This window comes from Calidithermus chliarophilus DSM 9957 (genome assembly GCF_000430045.1).
GTDB lineage: Bacteria > Deinococcota > Deinococci > Deinococcales > Thermaceae > Calidithermus > Calidithermus chliarophilus.
The window spans coordinates 1,611,391-1,626,698 of record NZ_KE387023.1; the positions used below are offsets into that span (position 1 = coordinate 1,611,391).

Below are 15,308 nucleotides of genomic sequence, written 5' to 3' on the forward strand. Positions count from 1 at the left end.
CTTCCGATCTCGCCGCGCCCCGCCGCGACCGCGAAGACGGCCGTCCCCGCCGCCGCTCGGCCGTGCGCCGCAGCGGGGGTGGCACCCGTGAGGGGGGTGAATAAGCCATGCTGATGCCCAAGCGCATGAAGTACCGCAAGGCCCACCGCGGCCGCATGGCCGGGGCCGCCAAGGGCGGCGACTACGTGGCCTTCGGCGAGTGGGGCCTGGTGACCACCGAACCCGGGTGGATCACCGCCCAGCAGATCGAAGCCGCCCGTGTGGCCATGGTGCGCCACTTCCGCCGCGGCGGGAAGATCTTCATCCGCATCTTCCCCGACAAGCCCTTCACCAAGAAGCCCCTGGAAGTCCGAATGGGTAAGGGTAAGGGTAACGTCGAAGGCTACGTGGCCGTGGTCAAGCCCGGCCGGGTGATGTTCGAGGTGGCGGGCGTGACCGAGGAGCAGGCCCGCGAGGCGCTGCGCCTGGCCGGCCATAAGCTCCCGGTGCTGACGAAGGTGGTGAGACGCGATGCCTACGATGAAGCTCAGTGAGATCCGCAAGCTCTCGGTGGCCGACCTGCAGAAGGAGGTGGCCGCCCGCAAGAAGGAGCTCATGGAGCTGCGCTTCCAGGCTTCCATCGGCCAGCTCGACAAGAACCACCGCGTGCGGGAGACCAAGCGCGAGATCGCCCGGCTCCTCACCGTCCTGACGGAGAAGCAGAAGTAGCTCGCGGCCCCCGCCCAGCGGGGGCGCGGCCCTTGGCGGCCAGGCAGCGTTGGTGTATACTCGCCATTTGGACTGCTTGGGTCGCCCCTTTCCTGCAGGGCAGAGTGCGGCCTGTGGCTCTTGAAATAAAGGAGAAGATCGAGGATGCCGAAGAAAAGCCTGACCGGCGTGGTGGTCAGCGACAAGATGGAGAAGACCGTCGCTGTCCTGGTGGAGCGCCAGTTCCCCCACCCCATTTACGGCAAGGTGATCAAGCGCTCCAAGAAGTACCTCGCCCACGACGAAAAGGGCGAGTACAAGCTGGGCGACGTGGTCGAGATCCGGGAGTCCCGCCCGATGTCGGCCCGCAAGCGCTTCACCGTGGTCAAGAAGGTCGAGGAAGGCCGGATGGACCTGATCGAGCGTTACCTGCTGCGCAAGGAGCGTGGTAAGGCATGATCCAGAACGAGACCGTACTCGACGTAGCCGACAACACCGGAGCCCGCAAGATCGCGGCCATCCGCATCATGGGGGGCTCCAACCGCAAGTACGCCAGCGTGGGCGACATCATCGTGGCTTCGGTCAAGGAGGCCATCCCGCGCGGCATGGTCAAGGAGGGCGAGGTGGTCAAGGCCGTGGTGGTGCGCACCGCCAAGGAGATCCGCCGCGCCGACGGCAGCACCATCCGCTTCGACACCAACGCTGCCGTGATCATCAACAACCAGAACGAGCCCCGCGGCACGCGCGTGTTCGGCCCGGTGGCCCGTGAGCTGCGCGAGCGCGGCTTCATGAAGATCGTCTCCTTGGCCCCCGAGGTGCTGTGATGGAAAAGGCCAAGCTTCATGTGAAGAAGGGGGACACCGTCCTGGTGATCTCCGGCAGCAAGGACCGCACCGACCCCAAGACCGGCGAGTTCAAGCCCGGCATCAAGGGCAAGACCGGCAAGGTGCTGGCGGTCAACCCCAAGGAACAGACCGTGGTGGTGGAGGGGATCAACATCATCAAGCGCGCCGTGCGCCCCAACCCCCGCAACCCCCAGGGCGGCTTCGTGGAGAAGGAAGGCCCGCTGCACGTCTCCAAGGTGATGCCGGTCTGCCCGAGCTGCGGCAAGCCCACCCGCGTGCGCAAGAAGGAAGTCACCGAGAACGGCAAGACCCGCCGCGTCCGCGTGTGCGTGAGCTGCGGGGGCGCCTTGGACGTGAAGGAGAAGTGAGATGGCGCTCGAGGTTTACCTGCGCAACAAGTACAAGACCGAGGTCGTCCCCGAGCTGATGAAGCGCTTCGGCTACGACAACGTGATGGCGGTGCCGCGCCTGGTGAAGGTCGTGGTCAACCAGGCCCTGGGCGAAGCCAAGGAGGACAGCCGCATCCTGGAGAAGGCCGGGCAGGAGCTCGCGCTCATCACCGGCCAGAAGCCGGCCATCACCCGCGCCAAGAAGTCGATCTCCAACTTCAAGCTGCGCCAGGGCATGCCCATCGGCCTGCGGGTGACGCTGCGCAACGACCGCATGTGGATCTTCCTCGAGAAGCTCCTCACCGTCGGCCTGCCCCGCATCCGCGACTTCCGCGGCATCAACCCGGGCGGCTTCGACGGGCGCGGCAACTACAACCTGGGGCTGCGCGAACAGGCGATTTTCCCCGAGATCACCTTCGACATGGTCGACGCCGTGCGCGGCATGGACATCGCCGTCGTGACCACCGCCAAGACCGACGAAGAGGCGCGGGCGCTGCTCGAGCTGCTGGGCTTCCCGTTCCGCAAGTGAGAGAGGAGGTGAGTTAATGGCGAAGAAATCGCAAGTCGAGAAGATGAAGCGCAAGCAGAAGACCGTCGCCAAGTACGCCGCCAAGCGGGCCGCGCTCAAGGCCGCCGGGGACTGGGCCGCGCTGGCCGAGCTGCCCCGCGACGCCAGCCCCACCCGCCACAAGAACCGCTGCGCGTTCACCGGCCGGGCCAAGGGCTACATCCGCTACTTCGGCATCAGCCGCATCCAGCTGCGGGAGATGGCCCACAGGGGGCTCCTGCCCGGCGTGAAGAAGGCTAGCTGGTAAAGGTGGTCTGGCCGGTCGGAGGCTTTGCTCCGAAACCGCAGGCCAACCAAGCCCACGAGCCGGAGGGGTTACCCAAGTCGCACGGTTGAGCGCAAACGGCTCAAGACCTGACTTGCGGGGCAGACCCGCCAAGACAAGCTCCGCTCGGGGTGTAAGAGGAGAGGAAGAATGTACAGCGATCCTATTGCCGACATGTTGACCCGGATCCGCAACGGTCTGACGGTCCACAAGGAGAGCGTGGAGGTGCCTGCTTCGAAGTTCAAGGAGCAGATCGCCCAGCTCCTGGTGCGCGAGGGCTACCTCAAGGGCCTCGAGCGCGTCGAGGTCGAGGGCAAGCCCTACCTGCGCCTGATCCTCAAGTACGGCCCCCGCCGTGAGAAGGTCATCCAGCACATCCAGCGCGTCAGCCGCCCCGGCCGGCGCGTCTACGTCAACGCCGAGAACGTGCCCGTGGTGCGCAAGGGCCTGGGCACGGCCATCATCTCGACCTCCAAGGGTGTGCTCGTGGACCGCGAAGCCCGCAGGCTGGGCGTGGGCGGCGAAATCATCTGCGAGGTGTGGTAATCGAGACCCCAAACCAGCTGATTTGGGGCCGGCCCGAAGTTGACACCAACTGCCGAACGAGACCGTCGCGCTTGTTCGGGGGCCCCCAGAAGGAGAAATAAAAGCCATGTCTCGAATTGGTAAACAAGCCATCCCCCTGCCCAAGGGCGTGACCGTGGAAGTGGCCTATGCCAACGTCAAGGTCAAGGGCCCCAAGGGCGAGAACACCGTTGCCGTCGACCCCGAGCTCAAGGTGAGCGTCGCAGACGGCAGCGTCAAGGTCGAGCGCCCCACCGACCAGCGCCGCCACAGGAGCCTGCACGGCCTCACCCGCACCCTCATCGCCAACGCGGTCAAGGGCGTGGCCGAGGGCTACAGCCGCGAGATGCTGATCAAGGGCATCGGTTACCGCGCCAAGCTCGCCGGCAAGAACCTCGAGCTCACCGTCGGCTACAGCCACCCGGTGGTCGTCGAGCCCCCGCAGGGCATCACCTTCGAGGTGCCCGAGCCCACCAAGGTGGTCATCCGCGGCATCGACAAGCAGCTCGTGGGCCAGACTGCGGCCAACCTGCGCTCGATCCGCAAGCCCAGCGCCTACCACGAGAAGGGCATCTACTACGCCGACGAGCCCATCAAGCTCAAGCCCGGCAAGACCGGCACCAAGTAAGGAGGATGAGCCATGTCCAAACTCTCCACTGCTGATCGCCGCAAGTTCCGCGTGCGCAATGCGGTCAAGGCTTCGGGACGGCTCCGCCTGTCGGTCTTCCGCAGCCTCCAGCACATCTACGCGCAGATCATCGACGACTCCAAGGGCGTGACCCTGGCCTCGGCCTCGAGCAAGGCCCTGGGCCTCACCGGCAACAAGACCGAGGTGGCCAAGAAGGTGGGCGAGGCCCTCGCCAAGGCCGCCAAGGAGAAAGGCATCACCCAGGTGGTCTTCGACCGCGGCGCTTACAAGTACCACGGCCGGGTCAAGGCGCTGGCCGACGGCGCCCGCGAGGGCGGTTTGGAGTTCTAACGCCGAGGGTCGAGCGTCCAGGGTTAACGGCCGACGGAAGGCGCTAGACCCCAGACCCTCGACACCCGACGCGCTGAAGGAGCAGATAATGCCCGAGACCGATTTCGAAGAAAAAATGATCGTGGTACGCCGCACCGCCAAGACCTACCAGGGCGGCCGCCGCTTCCGCTTCGGGGCGCTGGTCGTGGTGGGCGACCGCCAGGGCCGGGTGGGCCTGGGCCTGGGCAAGGCCAAGGAAGTGCCCATCGCGGTGCAGAAGGCCCAGAACTACGCCCGTCGCTCGCTGGTCGAGGTCCCCCTGCAGGGCGGCACCATCCCCCACGAGATCCAGGTGACCCACGGCTCCTCCACCATCCTGCTGCGCCCGGCGGCCCCCGGCACCGGCGTGATCGCAGGCATGGTGCCCCGCGCCATCCTCGAGCTCGCCGGCGTCACCGACGTGCTCACCAAGGAGCTGGGCTCGCGCAACCCCGTCAACATCGCCTACGCCACCATGGAGGCGCTGCGCCAGCTCCAGACCTGGCAGGACGTCAAGCGCCTGCGCAAGGAGGAGGTGGCCTGATGGCGATCCGCGTCAAGCTGACCAAGAGCCCCATCGGCTACCCCAAGGACCAGAAGGCCGCCCTCAAGGCCCTGGGCCTGACCAAGATGCACCGGGTGCGCGAGCTGGCCGACAACCCCGCCGTGCGGGGCCAGATCGCCAAGGTCGCCCACCTGGTCACTGTTGAGGAGGCCAAGTAATGAAACTCTCCGACCTGCGCCCCAACCCGGGGGCCAACAAGAAGCGCAAGCGCGTCGCCCGCGGCCCCGGCTCCGGCCACGGCAAGACCGCCGGGCGCGGCCACAAGGGCCAGAAGTCCCGCTCGGGCGGCCTGAAGAACTCCAACCGCTTCGAGGGCGGGCGCTCGACCCTGCTCATGCGGCTGCCCAAGCGCGGCATGAGCGGCCAGGTGCCCGGCGAGATCAAGCGCGTGGAGTACCAGGTGGTCAACGTCGGCGCCATCGCCAAGGCCTTTACCCAGGGCGAAGTCACCCCCGAGGCCCTGGCCGACGCCGGGCTGGTGCGCCCCGGCTACCCGGTGAAGGTGCTCGCCAACGGCGAGATCGGCACCGCCCTGAAGGTGACGGCCCACAAGTTCTCCGCCGCCGCGGCCGAGAAGATCAAGGCCGCCGGGGGTGAGGCCATCGCCCTCGAGGGCAACAGCGAGGGAGCCTAACATGCTCCGGGCTTTTCGGGATGCCCTCTTCATCCCCGAGCTTCGCGCCCGGATCATCTTCACCTTGATGGTGCTGGCGGCCTACCGCCTGTGCGCCTTCATCCCCACCCCCGGCGTGGACTACACCAAGATCAAGGAGTACCTGGGCACCCAGGCCGGGGGGGCGCTGGGCATCATCAACCTCTTCTCGGGCTCCAACTTCGAGCAGTTCTCCATCTTCGCGCTGGGCATCATGCCCTACATCACCGCCTCGATCATCATGAACCTCCTGGTCACGGTGGTGCCGGCGCTCGAGAAGCTGCAGAAGGAGGGCGAGGAGGGCCGCCGCATCATCAACCGCTACACCCGCTACGCGGGCGTGGCGCTGGGCGGCGTGCAGGCGCTGTTCCTTTCCACCGCCTTCCTCTCCTCCAACAACGGGCAGTTCCTGCTGCCCGGCTGGGAGCCCAACTTCTTCTTCCACTTCATCGTGGTGGTGACCCAGGTCGCGGGGATCGCGCTGGTGCTGTGGATGGCCGAGCGCATCACCGAGTACGGGGTGGGCAACGGCACCAGCATGATCATCTTCGCGGGCATCATCGCGGGCTGGCCGCTGTCCATCGCCCAGACCGCCGGTCTGGTGGGCGCCGGGCAGTCCAACCTCATCGCGCTGATCCTCTTCATCGCCTTCCTGGTCGCGGCCTTCGCCTTCATGGCGACCATCACCCAGGCCGAGCGCCGCATCCCCGTGCAGTACGCCCGCAAGCAGGTGGGGCGGCGGGTCTACGGCGGGCAGGCCACCTACATCCCGGTCAAGGTCAACGCGGCGGGGGTCATCCCCATCGTGTTCGCCGCCGCGCTGCTGCAGGTGCCCTTGTTCATCGCCGGCTCCTTCACCCAGAGCCAGGTGGCCCAGTCCATCGCCAACTTCTTCAACCCCACCAACCTCTCCGGGCTCGTCATCGAGGTGCTGCTGATCTTCGGCTTCACCTACATCTACACCGCCGTGCAGTTCGACCCCCGGCGCATCGCCGAGAACCTGCGCGAGTACGGCGGCTTCATCCCCGGCATCCGCCCGGGCGACCCCACCGTCAAGTTCCTCGAGCACATCGTCTCGCGCCTGACGCTGTGGGGGGCGCTGTTCCTGGCGGCGGTCGCGGCCATCCCCACCCTGGTGCTGCAGGCCACGGGCTTCAGCCTGGTGGCCTTCTCGGGGATCAGCCTGCTGATCGTGGTCGGGGTGGCGCTCGACACCCTGCGCCAGATCGAGTCGCAGCTCATGCTGCGCAACTACGAAGGCTTCTTGTCCAAAGGCCGCATCCGCGGCCGCACCGGCTCGCGCTTCTGAGTCTCCCGGCGGCGGGCGTGTAGTCCGCCGCCGGGGGCCCCGGGGCACGAGCTCGGGGAAGACCGGAGGCCGCACACTTTTCAGGGGAACATTCACTATGGGCGAAGCGGTTATCTTCCTGGGACCGCCTGGGGCCGGAAAAGGCACCCAGGCCAAACGTCTGGCTGCCGAGAAGGGCTACCGCCAGCTCTCCACCGGCGATATCCTGCGCAGCCACATCGCCCGCGACACCGAGCTGGGCCGGAAGGTCGGGCCGATCCTGGACCGGGGCGATCTGGTGCCCGACGACCTGATCCTCGAGCTCGTCAAGGAAGAGATCGCCGCCATGCCCACCCCCAGGATCATCTTCGACGGCTTCCCGCGCACCTACGCCCAGGCCGAGGCCCTGGACCGGCTGCTGAAGGAGCTGGGCGTCGAGCTGCGCGGTGTGCTGCTGGTGGACGTGCCGCGCGAGGAGCTCATCAAGCGCCTGCTGGGCCGTGCCGAGGCCGAGGGGCGCTCCGACGACAACGAGGCCACCATCCGCAACCGCCTGGCGGTGTACGAGGAGAAGACCCAACCCCTGGTCGAGTACTACGCCCGCACCGGCAGCCTCAAGGCCATCGACGGCCTGGGCAGCATGGACGAGGTGTGGGCCCGCATCCAGAGCGCCCTGAACAACGGGCGCCTGCACTGAAGGAGACGGCGGCGTGGCGATCGTGATCAAAAGCCCCTGGGAGCTCGAGCGCATGGCCGAGACTGGCCGGCTGCACACCGAGATCTTCGCCGAGCTCGAGCCCCTGATCCGCCCCGGCGTGACCACCCTGGAGCTCGAGCAGTTCGTCGCCCGGGCCATCAAGGAGCGCGGCGGGGTGGCCCCGCAGATGGGCTACCAGGGCACCTACCCCTTCGCCACCTGCATGTCGCTCAACGAGGTGGTGGTCCACGGCTTCCCCGGCAAGCGCCCGCTGAAGGAAGGCGACGTGCTCAAGGTGGACTTCGCCTTCACCTACCAGGGCTTCACCACCGACATGGCCCGCACCTACGCCATCGGCAAGGTCTCGCCCGAGGCCGAGAAGCTCATCCGCGTCACCGAGGAGGCCTTCTGGGCGGGGCTCGAGGTCATGAAGGCGGGCAACCGCACCGGCGACGTGGCGGCCACCGTGCAGCAGTACGTCGAGGGCCACGGCTTCTGGGTGGTGCGCGAGATGGTGGGCCACGGCGTGGGCCGTTCGATGCACGAAGACCCCCAGGTGCCCAACTTCGGCAAGGCCGGGCAGGGCCCCAAGCTGCGCCCGGGCATGACCCTGGCCTTCGAGCCAATGGTTACGCAATTCCCGGCCAAGGTGGTAATATTGGAGGATGGTTGGACGGCCAGCGCCGGCAAGGGCAACCTGGCCGCCCACTATGAAAACACCGTAGCGATCACCGAGGCCGGCCCAAGGCTCCTCACCGGGAGCCCGCGGTCGGTTGCGGCACGCTGAGGGTGAGGGGAAGGAGAGGCGCTTGGCGAAGGACAAAGACACGATTCGGATGGAAGGGGTCATCTCGGAGGCCCTGCCCAACACCACCTTTAGGGTTCAGCTCGACAGCGGCCCCGAAATCCTGTGCTACATCTCGGGCAAGATGCGCATGAACTACATCCGCATCCTGCCGGGCGACCGGGTGGTGGTCGAGGTCACCCCCTACGACCCGAGCCGGGGCAGGATCGTTTACAGGAAGTAGCCCACGGAGGAGAGAGCATGAAGGTCAGAGCGTCGGTCAAGAAAATCTGCGACAAGTGCAAGATCGTGAAGCGCCACGGTCGGGTCTTCGTGATCTGCGAGGAGCCCAAGCACAAGCAGCGGCAAGGTTAAAGGAGAGAAGAGGAATGGCTCGTATTGCAGGCGTCGAAATCCCCCGCAACAAGCGCGTGGACATCGCCCTCACCTACATCTACGGCGTGGGCCCCCACCGCGCGAAGGAAGCCCTCGAGGCCACCCAGATCGACCCCTCGGTGCGCGTGAAGGACCTCAGCGAGGCCGACGTGGCCAAGCTGCGCGAGCACATCGAGAACAGCTACAAGACCGAGGGCGAGCTGCGCGCCGAGGTCGCGGGCAACATCAAGCGCCTCATGGACATCGGCTGCTTCCGCGGCCTGCGTCACCGCCGCGGTCTGCCCGTGCGCGGCCAGCGCACCCGCACCAACGCCCGCACCCGCAAGGGCCCGCGCAAGACCGTGGCCGGCAAGAAGAAGGCCCCGCGCAAGTAACCGTCAGGGCTTCCGGGACCCGCTTGGGGTTTTGGAGGCGAGGCAATTAGGAAGTACAAAGCTGGAATGAAGTCCCACTTTGGGCCAGCAGAGACTCCTAGCTAGCGTTGAGCCCCCGGTTTCGGGGTTTCCGCCCCGGGCGCGACCAGGCGCACCCAAGTCGCAGTAACCCCCAGCGGAAGAACTCGCTCAACGTGGGTGCAACCGAGGAGAGTATGGCCGCACCGAAGAAGGCAACCAAGAAGAAAGTCAAGCGTCACGTGACCAGTGGGCGGGCGTTCATCCACGCCTCCTACAACAACACCATCGTCACCATCACCGACGCCGACGGCAACCCCGTGACCTGGTCGTCGGGCGGGGTGATCGGCTACAAGGGCAGCCGCAAGGGCACCCCCTACGCCGCCCAGCTCGCCGCCATGGACGCCGCCAAGAAGGCCCAGGGCTTCGGCATGACCAGCGTGGACGTGGTGGTGCGCGGCACCGGCGCGGGCCGCGAGCAGGCCATCCGCGCCCTGCAGGCTTCGGGGATCCAGGTGCGCTCCATCGTCGACGACACCCCCGCCCCCCACAACGGCTGCCGCCCGCGCAAGAAGTTCCGCAAGATTGCTTAAGGAGTGATTGAACGATGGGTCGTTACGCTGGTCCTGTTGTCAAAGTCGCCCGCCGGCTGGGCATCAACATAGCCGAAACCGAGAAGGTACAGAAGTACCTCGACCGCCGCCCCTACTCGCCCGGCCAGCACGGGCAGAAGAAGACCCGCCGCCCCTCCGACTACGCGGTGCGCCTGCGTGAGAAGCAGAAGCTGCGCTTCATCTACGAGGTCGGCGAGCGCCAGTTCCGCAACCTCTTCGAGGAGGCCAGCCGCAAGAAGGGCGTCACCGGCACCATCTTCCTCCAGCTCCTCGAGTCCCGCCTCGACAACGTCGTCTTCCGCATGGGCATCGCCTCCACCCGCCGCCAGGCCCGCCAGTTCGTGCGCCACGGCCACATCCTGGTCAACGGCAAGAAGGTGGACCTGCCCGGCTACCGCGTGCAGCAGGGCGACGAGATCGCCGTGAGCGAGAAGGGCAAGAAGCTGGCCTTCATCCAGGCCAACGTCGAGCGCTTCAAGGGCCGCAAGTCCTTCCCCTGGGTCGAGTTCAACCCCGAGACCATGAAGGGCCGCTTCCTGCGCGTCCCCGAGCGCGAGGCCCTCTCCATCCCGGTCAACGAGCAGCTCGTGATCGAGTTCTACTCGAGGTAAAGCGTCGGGTGTCTGGGGTCGGAGCCTCGGACTGAGGATGCCCCAGACCCCAGACGCCTCCGTAGGAGGAAACTTTGGAAACCACCAAGACCAAAGCTCCGGTGTTCAACGCCCGAATTGACGGGAACTACGGCGAGTTCGTGCTCGAGCCCCTGGAGCGGGGCTTTGGCGTGACCCTCGGGAACCCGCTGCGGCGCATTCTGCTGTCCTCGATCCCCGGCACCGCCGTCACCAGCGTCTACATCGAGGACGTGCTGCACGAATTCTCCACCATCAACGGCGTCAAGGAGGACGTCGTCCAGCTCATCCTCAACCTCAAGGAGCTGGTGGTGAAGTTCCACACCCCCGGCACCAAGACCCTCACCCTGCGCGCCCAGGGGCCGCGCGAGGTGTACGCCCGCGACCTCGAGGTGCCCTCCGACGCCGAGATCGTCAACCCCGACCTCTACATCGCGACGCTGGGCGCGGGGGCCAAGCTGGTGCTCGAGGTGCGCGTGGACGAGGGCGTGGGCTACGTGCCCGCCGAGCGCCACGGCATCAAGGACCGCATCTCCTCGATCCCCGTGGACGCGCACTACTCGCCCGTGCGGCGCGTGGCCTACCAGGTTGAGGACACCCGCCTGGGCCAGCGCACCGACCTGGACAAGCTCACCCTGCGGGTGTGGACCGACGGTTCGGTCTCCCCCATGGAAGTCCTCCAGCAGGCGGTGGGGATCCTGCGCGAGCAGCTCGGCTTCTTCGACCAGTCCCCGGTGATCCGCGCGCAGGAGAAGCCCGTGACCCCCTCGCTCAGCAGCTCGAGCTTCGCCCCCCCCGCCCGCGAGGTGGGCGTTCCCAGCAAGCCGGCGGTGGCCTCCACCGGCCTGACCCTCGACGAGCTGGGCCTCACCACCCGCGTGCTGCACAACCTCAAGGAAGAAGGCATCGAGTCGGTGGAGAGCCTGCTGGCCCTCTCCGAGCGCGAACTCAAGAAAGTGCCCGGCATCGGCGACCGCAGCCTCGACGAGATCAAGGCGGTGCTGATGCAACACGGGCTCGACCTCAAAGAGTAGGAGTCAGAACATGCGTCACCTGAAGTCCGGACGGAAGCTCAACCGCAGCTCCTCGCACCGCGTGGCCCTGGCGCGCAACCAGGCCAAGGCGCTGCTCGAGCACGGCCGCATCACCACCACCATCCCCAAGGCCAAGGAACTCGTCGGTTTCGTCGACGGCCTGATCAACACCGCCAAGAAGGCGCCCACCGTCAGCGTCCCCGAGGGCGTGCGCTTCACCAAGCCCCTCGACAAGGACGGCAAGCCCCGCGCCCTGAAGGAAGGCGAGCGCATGGCCACCCCCGAGGAACTCAAGGCCGTCTCGCAGCGCAACCACCTGCGCCGCCTGCTGCTGCGCGACCTGCACGACCCCAAGCTCGTGCGCAAGCTCTTCGACGAGATCGCCCCCAAGTACGCCTCCCGCCCGGGCGGCTACACCCGCGTGCTCAAGCTGGCCGAGCGCCGCCGCGGCGACGGCACCCAGCTCGCGCTCGTGGAGCTGGTGGACTGATCCGCCCAGCGCCCGACGTTCAACATCCAACGCCGAAGGCCGAAAACCTTTGGCGTTTTTTTCGCTCCGAAGGTGAAAGCGTGTTGCTGTTACGTCCCGGAACCCTGAATTTTCCCCTTTCCCCCGCCGAGGTCTGGGGCCGGGAGGGGGAGCTGGTGCTCGAGGTCGGCCACGGCGACGGCCGCTTCACCGCCGAGATCGCCCGCCGCCACCCGGGGTGGAACATCCTGGGCGTGGAGGTCTCGGCGGCCAGCGTGGCGCGCGCCCTCAAGCGCATGCGGCGGGAGGGCGTGACCAGCGTGCGGCTCTACCACGGCGAGGCAGCCTTTGCCCTGCGCAACCTCGTCGCCCCGCGCAGCCTGAGCCGGGTCTACGTCAACTTCCCCGACCCCTGGCCCAAGGCCAAGCACGAGGAGAACCGCCTGCTGCAACGCTCCTTCTTCCGCCGCCTCTCCACCCGGCTCGCGGGAGGCGGCGCCCTGCTCCTCACCACCGACCACGAGGAGTACTGGCGGTTCGCCCAGGCCGAGGCCCGCGCCAGCGGCCTCTTCGCCGTCGAAACCCCGCCCCCGCCCGAACACCACCTGCAGACCAAGTACGCCCTGAAGTGGAAGGAACAGGGCCGCGACTTCTACCACGCGGTCTTCACCAAGACCGGCGAAGACCCCCAGCCCTGGCCCGTGCTCGAGAGGTTTGAGATGGCCCACGCCCTGATGAGCGGCACCCTGCCCGAACTCACGTCCTTCGACAAGCAGATCATCCGCTTCGACGGCGGCACCGCCGTGCTGCTCGAGGCCACCCGCGACCTCGGCGGCGGCTACTTCTTCCTCACCCACGTCGAGGAGGAAGACCTCACCCAGGACGTCCTGCTCGAGGCCCGCCCCAGCGCCCGCGGCCTCTACGTCGGCATCAGCCGCTTCGGCGCCCCCCTGGTCACGAAGGGGGTCCAGCAGGCGGTGGCCTGGCTGGTCGGCTGGCTCGAGGGGCAGGGGTTGGAGACGGTGCAGCGCTCGTATTGAGGCTGAGCGGTCAGCTATCAGCGGAAGGCCCGTGGCTCCTGGCCTGTGGTGGACCCCACCCCGTCCCTCCCCGCACGCGGGGAGGGTTTATCCCCCCTAACCCCCCTTGCTAAGGGGGGTAAAGAAGGGGCGTTTTGCGTTTTGCGTCTTGCGTTTGGCGTATTGCGTATTGCGTACGGCGTAGGACGTACGACCCGCGCCCGGCGCCCGGCTATCGACCATCGACCACCCACATGCAATAAGCTATCCCCATGCCGCACCCGTTCGACGAGCTGAACCTCGAGGAAGTAAAAGGCTCCCACTCGGTGAAGTGGAGCCTTTTTCCTGAAGACGTGCTGCCCCTTTGGGTGGCCGACATGGATTATCCCGTTGCCGAGCCCATCTTAGAGGCCATCCGGGAGAGGCTTTCCCGGCGCATCGGTTATCCGCAGGGTGCGGGCGACCCCGAGTTGCTCGAGGCGATCATCGAGAAGCAGGAGCGGTTGGGGCTGAAGGGCTTGCAGCCTGAGAACCTGTGGCTCACCAGCAGCGTGGTGCCGGGCATCTGCGCCAGCATCCTGGCGCTGAGCAGCCCGGGCGACGAGGTGATCACGCAGGTGCCGGTCTATCACCCCTTCCTGATCGCGCTGAAGGAGTTCAACCGGGTCACCCGGGTCAACCCCATGCAGCCGGGGGAGACCCGCTGGGAGATCGACTTCGAGCAGCTCGAGTCCCTCGTGACCCCGGGCACCCGGATGCTGATGCTGTGCAACCCGCAGAACCCCACCGGGCGCGTGTTCACCCGGGCTGAGCTGGAGAAGCTGGCCGAGTTCGCCCTCCGGCACCGCCTGTGGGTCATGGTCGATGAGCTGTGGTCCGACCTGATCTACGAGGGGCAGCACGTCCCCTTCGCCTCGCTCTCGGAGGAGGTCGCCCAGCGCACCGTCACGCTCACCGGCCCCTGCAAGGCCTTCAACACCGCCGGGCTGGGGGGCGGGGTCGCCATCAGCCACAACAAGGAGATCCTGGCCCGCATGCAGAAGGTCAGCCTGGGCATCGGCGGCCACCCCAACGTGCTCTCCATGGCCGCCTGGCTCGGTGCCCTGCGGCACGGCCAGCCCTGGCTCGAGCAGACCCTGGCCTACCTCAAGGCCAACCGCGACTTCCTGACCCGCTTCCTCGCCGAGCGCCTCCCCGAGGTGCGCTACACCCCGCCCGAGGCTACCTACCTCGCCTGGCTCGACTTCCGGGCGCTGGGCCTCGAGGACCCCCACGCCTTCGCGCTCGAGCAGGCCAGGGTGGGCCTCAACGACGGCGCGATCTTCGGGGAGGGCTTCAAGGGCTACCTGCGGCTCAACTTCGCCACCAGCCGCCCGCTGTTGCAGGAGGCGCTCGAGCGCCTGGCGTCGGCGCTGAAGATGTCGATGGTCGATAGCTGATAGCTCATAGCCGGACGCCGGGCGCGGGTCGTACGCCGTACGCCAAACGCCAAACGCCAAACGCCAAACGCAATACGCTGGTTGTAGTGGTGGGCATGGGGAAGCGGTAATACCAGATTCGGTTGGTCCGTCACCGTTCGGTGACGGACCAACCCGACCGAAGGGAGTGCTCTAGGATTCAAAAAGATAGCCTCCGGGCTCTTCGGATCGGATGATTATCTTTTTGAATCCGGTATAAGCTCTCAGCCCTCAGCTATCAGCTTTCCCAACCCCTTCCCCTCCCTCCGGTCGGAGGGAGGGGTGTTCAGCGTCTTGCGTTTGGCTATCGACTATCGACGTTTGGCCATCAGCTATCAGCGTCCGGCGCCCTCCAAGCCCTTGACCCAGAACACCATCGGCTTGGGGCTCTCCTGGGCCTCGTCCAGGTCCTGCCAGCTAAAGTGGGCGAGGAGGTCGGGGCGCTTGCGGTAACCCTGGCGCTCCCAGAAGGCGTCGAGCGGGCGGTAGTCGGGGGGGCGGAGGGGGTGGTTCTCGGGGCGCGCCACCGCGCAGAAGGTGGTGTTGGCGTAGCCCAGCGCCCTGGCCCGCGCCTCGCGCTGCTTGAAGAACTCCACCCCTAAGCCCCGGCCCCGGTAGGGGCGCTCGAGCACGCTCTCCCCGAAGTAGTACCACTCGGCGGGCTCGAGCCCGGCCTCCCGGAAGGGCTCCTGGAACTCGGCCTCGGCCTGGGCCAAAGGGAGGGCGGTGGAAGCCCCCACCACCCGGTCCGCGTCCTGCACGACGACGAGGGTGCTCTCGGGGAGGTGGAGGAACTTCTTTAGGTAGCGCTGCTCGTACTCGAGGCTCCCCGCGTAGAGGTAGGGGAACTCGCGGAACACCTCGATGCGCAGCCGGGCCAGCTCGGGGATGAATCCTATGGACTCGCTCCCGCTCAAAACCTGAACCTTTAGCATCGGAACTCCTGGGCCTGCGGGCATGCTGGGATGGAATTGCTCCGGCAAGCGTGCTACTGTCA

The 15,308-nt window shown here is 66.9% G+C and carries 26 protein-coding genes; 25 read left to right on the forward strand and 1 reads right to left on the reverse strand.

Annotated elements, in window-relative coordinates; genetic code table 11:
• The first annotated feature begins 107 nt into the window (after nucleotides 1-107).
• The 25 genes from rplP (at nucleotide 108) to MEICH_RS0107980 (ending at nucleotide 14,293) form a co-directional block, all read left to right on the forward strand.
• The gene (rplP, locus tag MEICH_RS0107860) at nucleotides 108-533 is read left to right on the forward strand and encodes a 50S ribosomal protein L16 (RefSeq protein WP_027892143.1); all 426 of its coding nucleotides are present in this window, start codon (nucleotides 108-110) and stop codon (nucleotides 531-533) included.
• Nucleotides 511-708 (forward strand): 50S ribosomal protein L29, encoded by a 198-nt coding sequence (rpmC, locus tag MEICH_RS0107865; RefSeq protein WP_119315157.1) that lies wholly within the window; start codon nucleotides 511-513, stop codon nucleotides 706-708. The genes rplP and rpmC overlap by 23 nt, the downstream gene beginning before the upstream one ends.
• A gap of 144 nt (nucleotides 709-852) precedes the next feature.
• Entirely contained in the window at nucleotides 853-1,146 is a 294-nt protein-coding gene (rpsQ, locus tag MEICH_RS0107870; protein WP_027892145.1) for a 30S ribosomal protein S17, read from the forward strand.
• On the forward strand, nucleotides 1,143-1,511 hold the full coding sequence (rplN, locus tag MEICH_RS0107875; protein WP_018466899.1) for a 50S ribosomal protein L14: 369 nt from the start codon (nucleotides 1,143-1,145) through the stop codon (nucleotides 1,509-1,511). The genes rpsQ and rplN overlap by 4 nt, the downstream gene beginning before the upstream one ends.
• Complete coding sequence (gene rplX / locus MEICH_RS0107880; protein ID WP_027892146.1) at nucleotides 1,511-1,900, forward strand: 50S ribosomal protein L24; 390 nt, start codon at nucleotides 1,511-1,513, stop codon at nucleotides 1,898-1,900. The genes rplN and rplX overlap by 1 nt, the downstream gene beginning before the upstream one ends.
• A gap of 1 nt (nucleotide 1,901) precedes the next feature.
• On the forward strand, nucleotides 1,902-2,450 hold the full coding sequence (gene rplE, locus MEICH_RS0107885; RefSeq protein ID WP_027892147.1) for a 50S ribosomal protein L5: 549 nt from the start codon (nucleotides 1,902-1,904) through the stop codon (nucleotides 2,448-2,450).
• Between the two features lie 16 nt (nucleotides 2,451-2,466).
• A complete protein-coding gene (gene rpsN / locus MEICH_RS0107890; RefSeq protein ID WP_027892148.1) occupies nucleotides 2,467-2,736 on the forward strand; it encodes a 30S ribosomal protein S14 in 270 nt (89 codons plus the stop codon).
• 168 nt (nucleotides 2,737-2,904) lie between these two features.
• A complete protein-coding gene (gene rpsH / locus MEICH_RS0107895) occupies nucleotides 2,905-3,300 on the forward strand; it encodes a 30S ribosomal protein S8 (protein ID WP_027892149.1) in 396 nt (131 codons plus the stop codon).
• A gap of 106 nt (nucleotides 3,301-3,406) precedes the next feature.
• Nucleotides 3,407-3,946, forward strand: coding sequence for a 50S ribosomal protein L6 (gene rplF, locus MEICH_RS0107900; protein ID WP_027892150.1), 540 nt, complete (start codon nucleotides 3,407-3,409; stop codon nucleotides 3,944-3,946).
• A 12-nt stretch (nucleotides 3,947-3,958) separates the two neighbouring features.
• Nucleotides 3,959-4,297, forward strand: coding sequence for a 50S ribosomal protein L18 (gene rplR / locus MEICH_RS0107905; RefSeq protein WP_027892151.1), 339 nt, complete (start codon nucleotides 3,959-3,961; stop codon nucleotides 4,295-4,297).
• A gap of 88 nt (nucleotides 4,298-4,385) precedes the next feature.
• A complete protein-coding gene (rpsE, locus tag MEICH_RS0107910; RefSeq protein WP_027892152.1) occupies nucleotides 4,386-4,859 on the forward strand; it encodes a 30S ribosomal protein S5 in 474 nt (157 codons plus the stop codon).
• The gene (gene rpmD / locus MEICH_RS0107915; RefSeq protein ID WP_119315161.1) at nucleotides 4,856-5,038 is read left to right on the forward strand and encodes a 50S ribosomal protein L30; all 183 of its coding nucleotides are present in this window, start codon (nucleotides 4,856-4,858) and stop codon (nucleotides 5,036-5,038) included. The genes rpsE and rpmD overlap by 4 nt, the downstream gene beginning before the upstream one ends.
• Entirely contained in the window at nucleotides 5,038-5,514 is a 477-nt protein-coding gene (gene rplO, locus MEICH_RS0107920) for a 50S ribosomal protein L15 (RefSeq protein ID WP_027892154.1), read from the forward strand. Before rpmD ends, rplO begins: the two co-directional genes overlap by 1 nt.
• A 1-nt stretch (nucleotide 5,515) precedes the next feature.
• A complete protein-coding gene (gene secY, locus MEICH_RS0107925) occupies nucleotides 5,516-6,841 on the forward strand; it encodes a preprotein translocase subunit SecY (RefSeq protein ID WP_027892155.1) in 1,326 nt (441 codons plus the stop codon).
• 97 nt (nucleotides 6,842-6,938) lie between these two features.
• The gene (locus MEICH_RS0107930; RefSeq protein WP_027892156.1) at nucleotides 6,939-7,517 is read left to right on the forward strand and encodes an adenylate kinase; all 579 of its coding nucleotides are present in this window, start codon (nucleotides 6,939-6,941) and stop codon (nucleotides 7,515-7,517) included.
• 13 nt (nucleotides 7,518-7,530) lie between these two features.
• On the forward strand, nucleotides 7,531-8,304 hold the full coding sequence (map, locus tag MEICH_RS0107935; protein ID WP_027892157.1) for a type I methionyl aminopeptidase: 774 nt from the start codon (nucleotides 7,531-7,533) through the stop codon (nucleotides 8,302-8,304).
• 22 nt (nucleotides 8,305-8,326) lie between these two features.
• Nucleotides 8,327-8,545 carry a translation initiation factor IF-1 gene (gene infA, locus MEICH_RS0107940; RefSeq protein ID WP_026234799.1) on the forward strand — a complete coding sequence of 73 codons (219 nt, stop codon included), beginning with the start codon at nucleotides 8,327-8,329 and terminating at the stop codon, nucleotides 8,543-8,545.
• 17 nt (nucleotides 8,546-8,562) lie between these two features.
• Nucleotides 8,563-8,676: a 50S ribosomal protein L36 gene (gene rpmJ / locus MEICH_RS0107945; protein ID WP_027892158.1), complete on the forward strand. Its 114-nt coding sequence runs from the start codon at nucleotides 8,563-8,565 to the stop codon at nucleotides 8,674-8,676.
• A gap of 14 nt (nucleotides 8,677-8,690) precedes the next feature.
• On the forward strand, nucleotides 8,691-9,071 hold the full coding sequence (gene rpsM / locus MEICH_RS0107950) for a 30S ribosomal protein S13 (protein ID WP_027892159.1): 381 nt from the start codon (nucleotides 8,691-8,693) through the stop codon (nucleotides 9,069-9,071).
• 215 nt (nucleotides 9,072-9,286) lie between these two features.
• Nucleotides 9,287-9,682: a 30S ribosomal protein S11 gene (rpsK, locus tag MEICH_RS0107955; RefSeq protein WP_027892160.1), complete on the forward strand. Its 396-nt coding sequence runs from the start codon at nucleotides 9,287-9,289 to the stop codon at nucleotides 9,680-9,682.
• 14 nt (nucleotides 9,683-9,696) lie between these two features.
• The gene (gene rpsD, locus MEICH_RS0107960; protein ID WP_027892161.1) at nucleotides 9,697-10,314 is read left to right on the forward strand and encodes a 30S ribosomal protein S4; all 618 of its coding nucleotides are present in this window, start codon (nucleotides 9,697-9,699) and stop codon (nucleotides 10,312-10,314) included.
• Between the two features lie 74 nt (nucleotides 10,315-10,388).
• The gene (locus MEICH_RS0107965; RefSeq protein ID WP_027892162.1) at nucleotides 10,389-11,366 is read left to right on the forward strand and encodes a DNA-directed RNA polymerase subunit alpha; all 978 of its coding nucleotides are present in this window, start codon (nucleotides 10,389-10,391) and stop codon (nucleotides 11,364-11,366) included.
• 10 nt (nucleotides 11,367-11,376) lie between these two features.
• Nucleotides 11,377-11,856: a bL17 family ribosomal protein gene (locus tag MEICH_RS0107970; RefSeq protein WP_027892163.1), complete on the forward strand. Its 480-nt coding sequence runs from the start codon at nucleotides 11,377-11,379 to the stop codon at nucleotides 11,854-11,856.
• A gap of 83 nt (nucleotides 11,857-11,939) precedes the next feature.
• A complete protein-coding gene (trmB, locus tag MEICH_RS0107975) occupies nucleotides 11,940-12,875 on the forward strand; it encodes a tRNA (guanine(46)-N(7))-methyltransferase TrmB (RefSeq protein ID WP_027892164.1) in 936 nt (311 codons plus the stop codon).
• 251 nt (nucleotides 12,876-13,126) lie between these two features.
• Nucleotides 13,127-14,293 (forward strand): MalY/PatB family protein, encoded by a 1,167-nt coding sequence (locus MEICH_RS0107980; RefSeq protein WP_027892165.1) that lies wholly within the window; start codon nucleotides 13,127-13,129, stop codon nucleotides 14,291-14,293.
• A 353-nt stretch (nucleotides 14,294-14,646) separates the two neighbouring features.
• Here the strand turns inward: MEICH_RS0107980 and MEICH_RS0107985 are convergent, their stop codons facing one another.
• Entirely contained in the window at nucleotides 14,647-15,246 is a 600-nt protein-coding gene (locus MEICH_RS0107985) for a GNAT family N-acetyltransferase (RefSeq protein WP_036218458.1), read from the reverse strand.
• Nucleotides 15,247-15,308 lie beyond the last annotated feature (62 nt).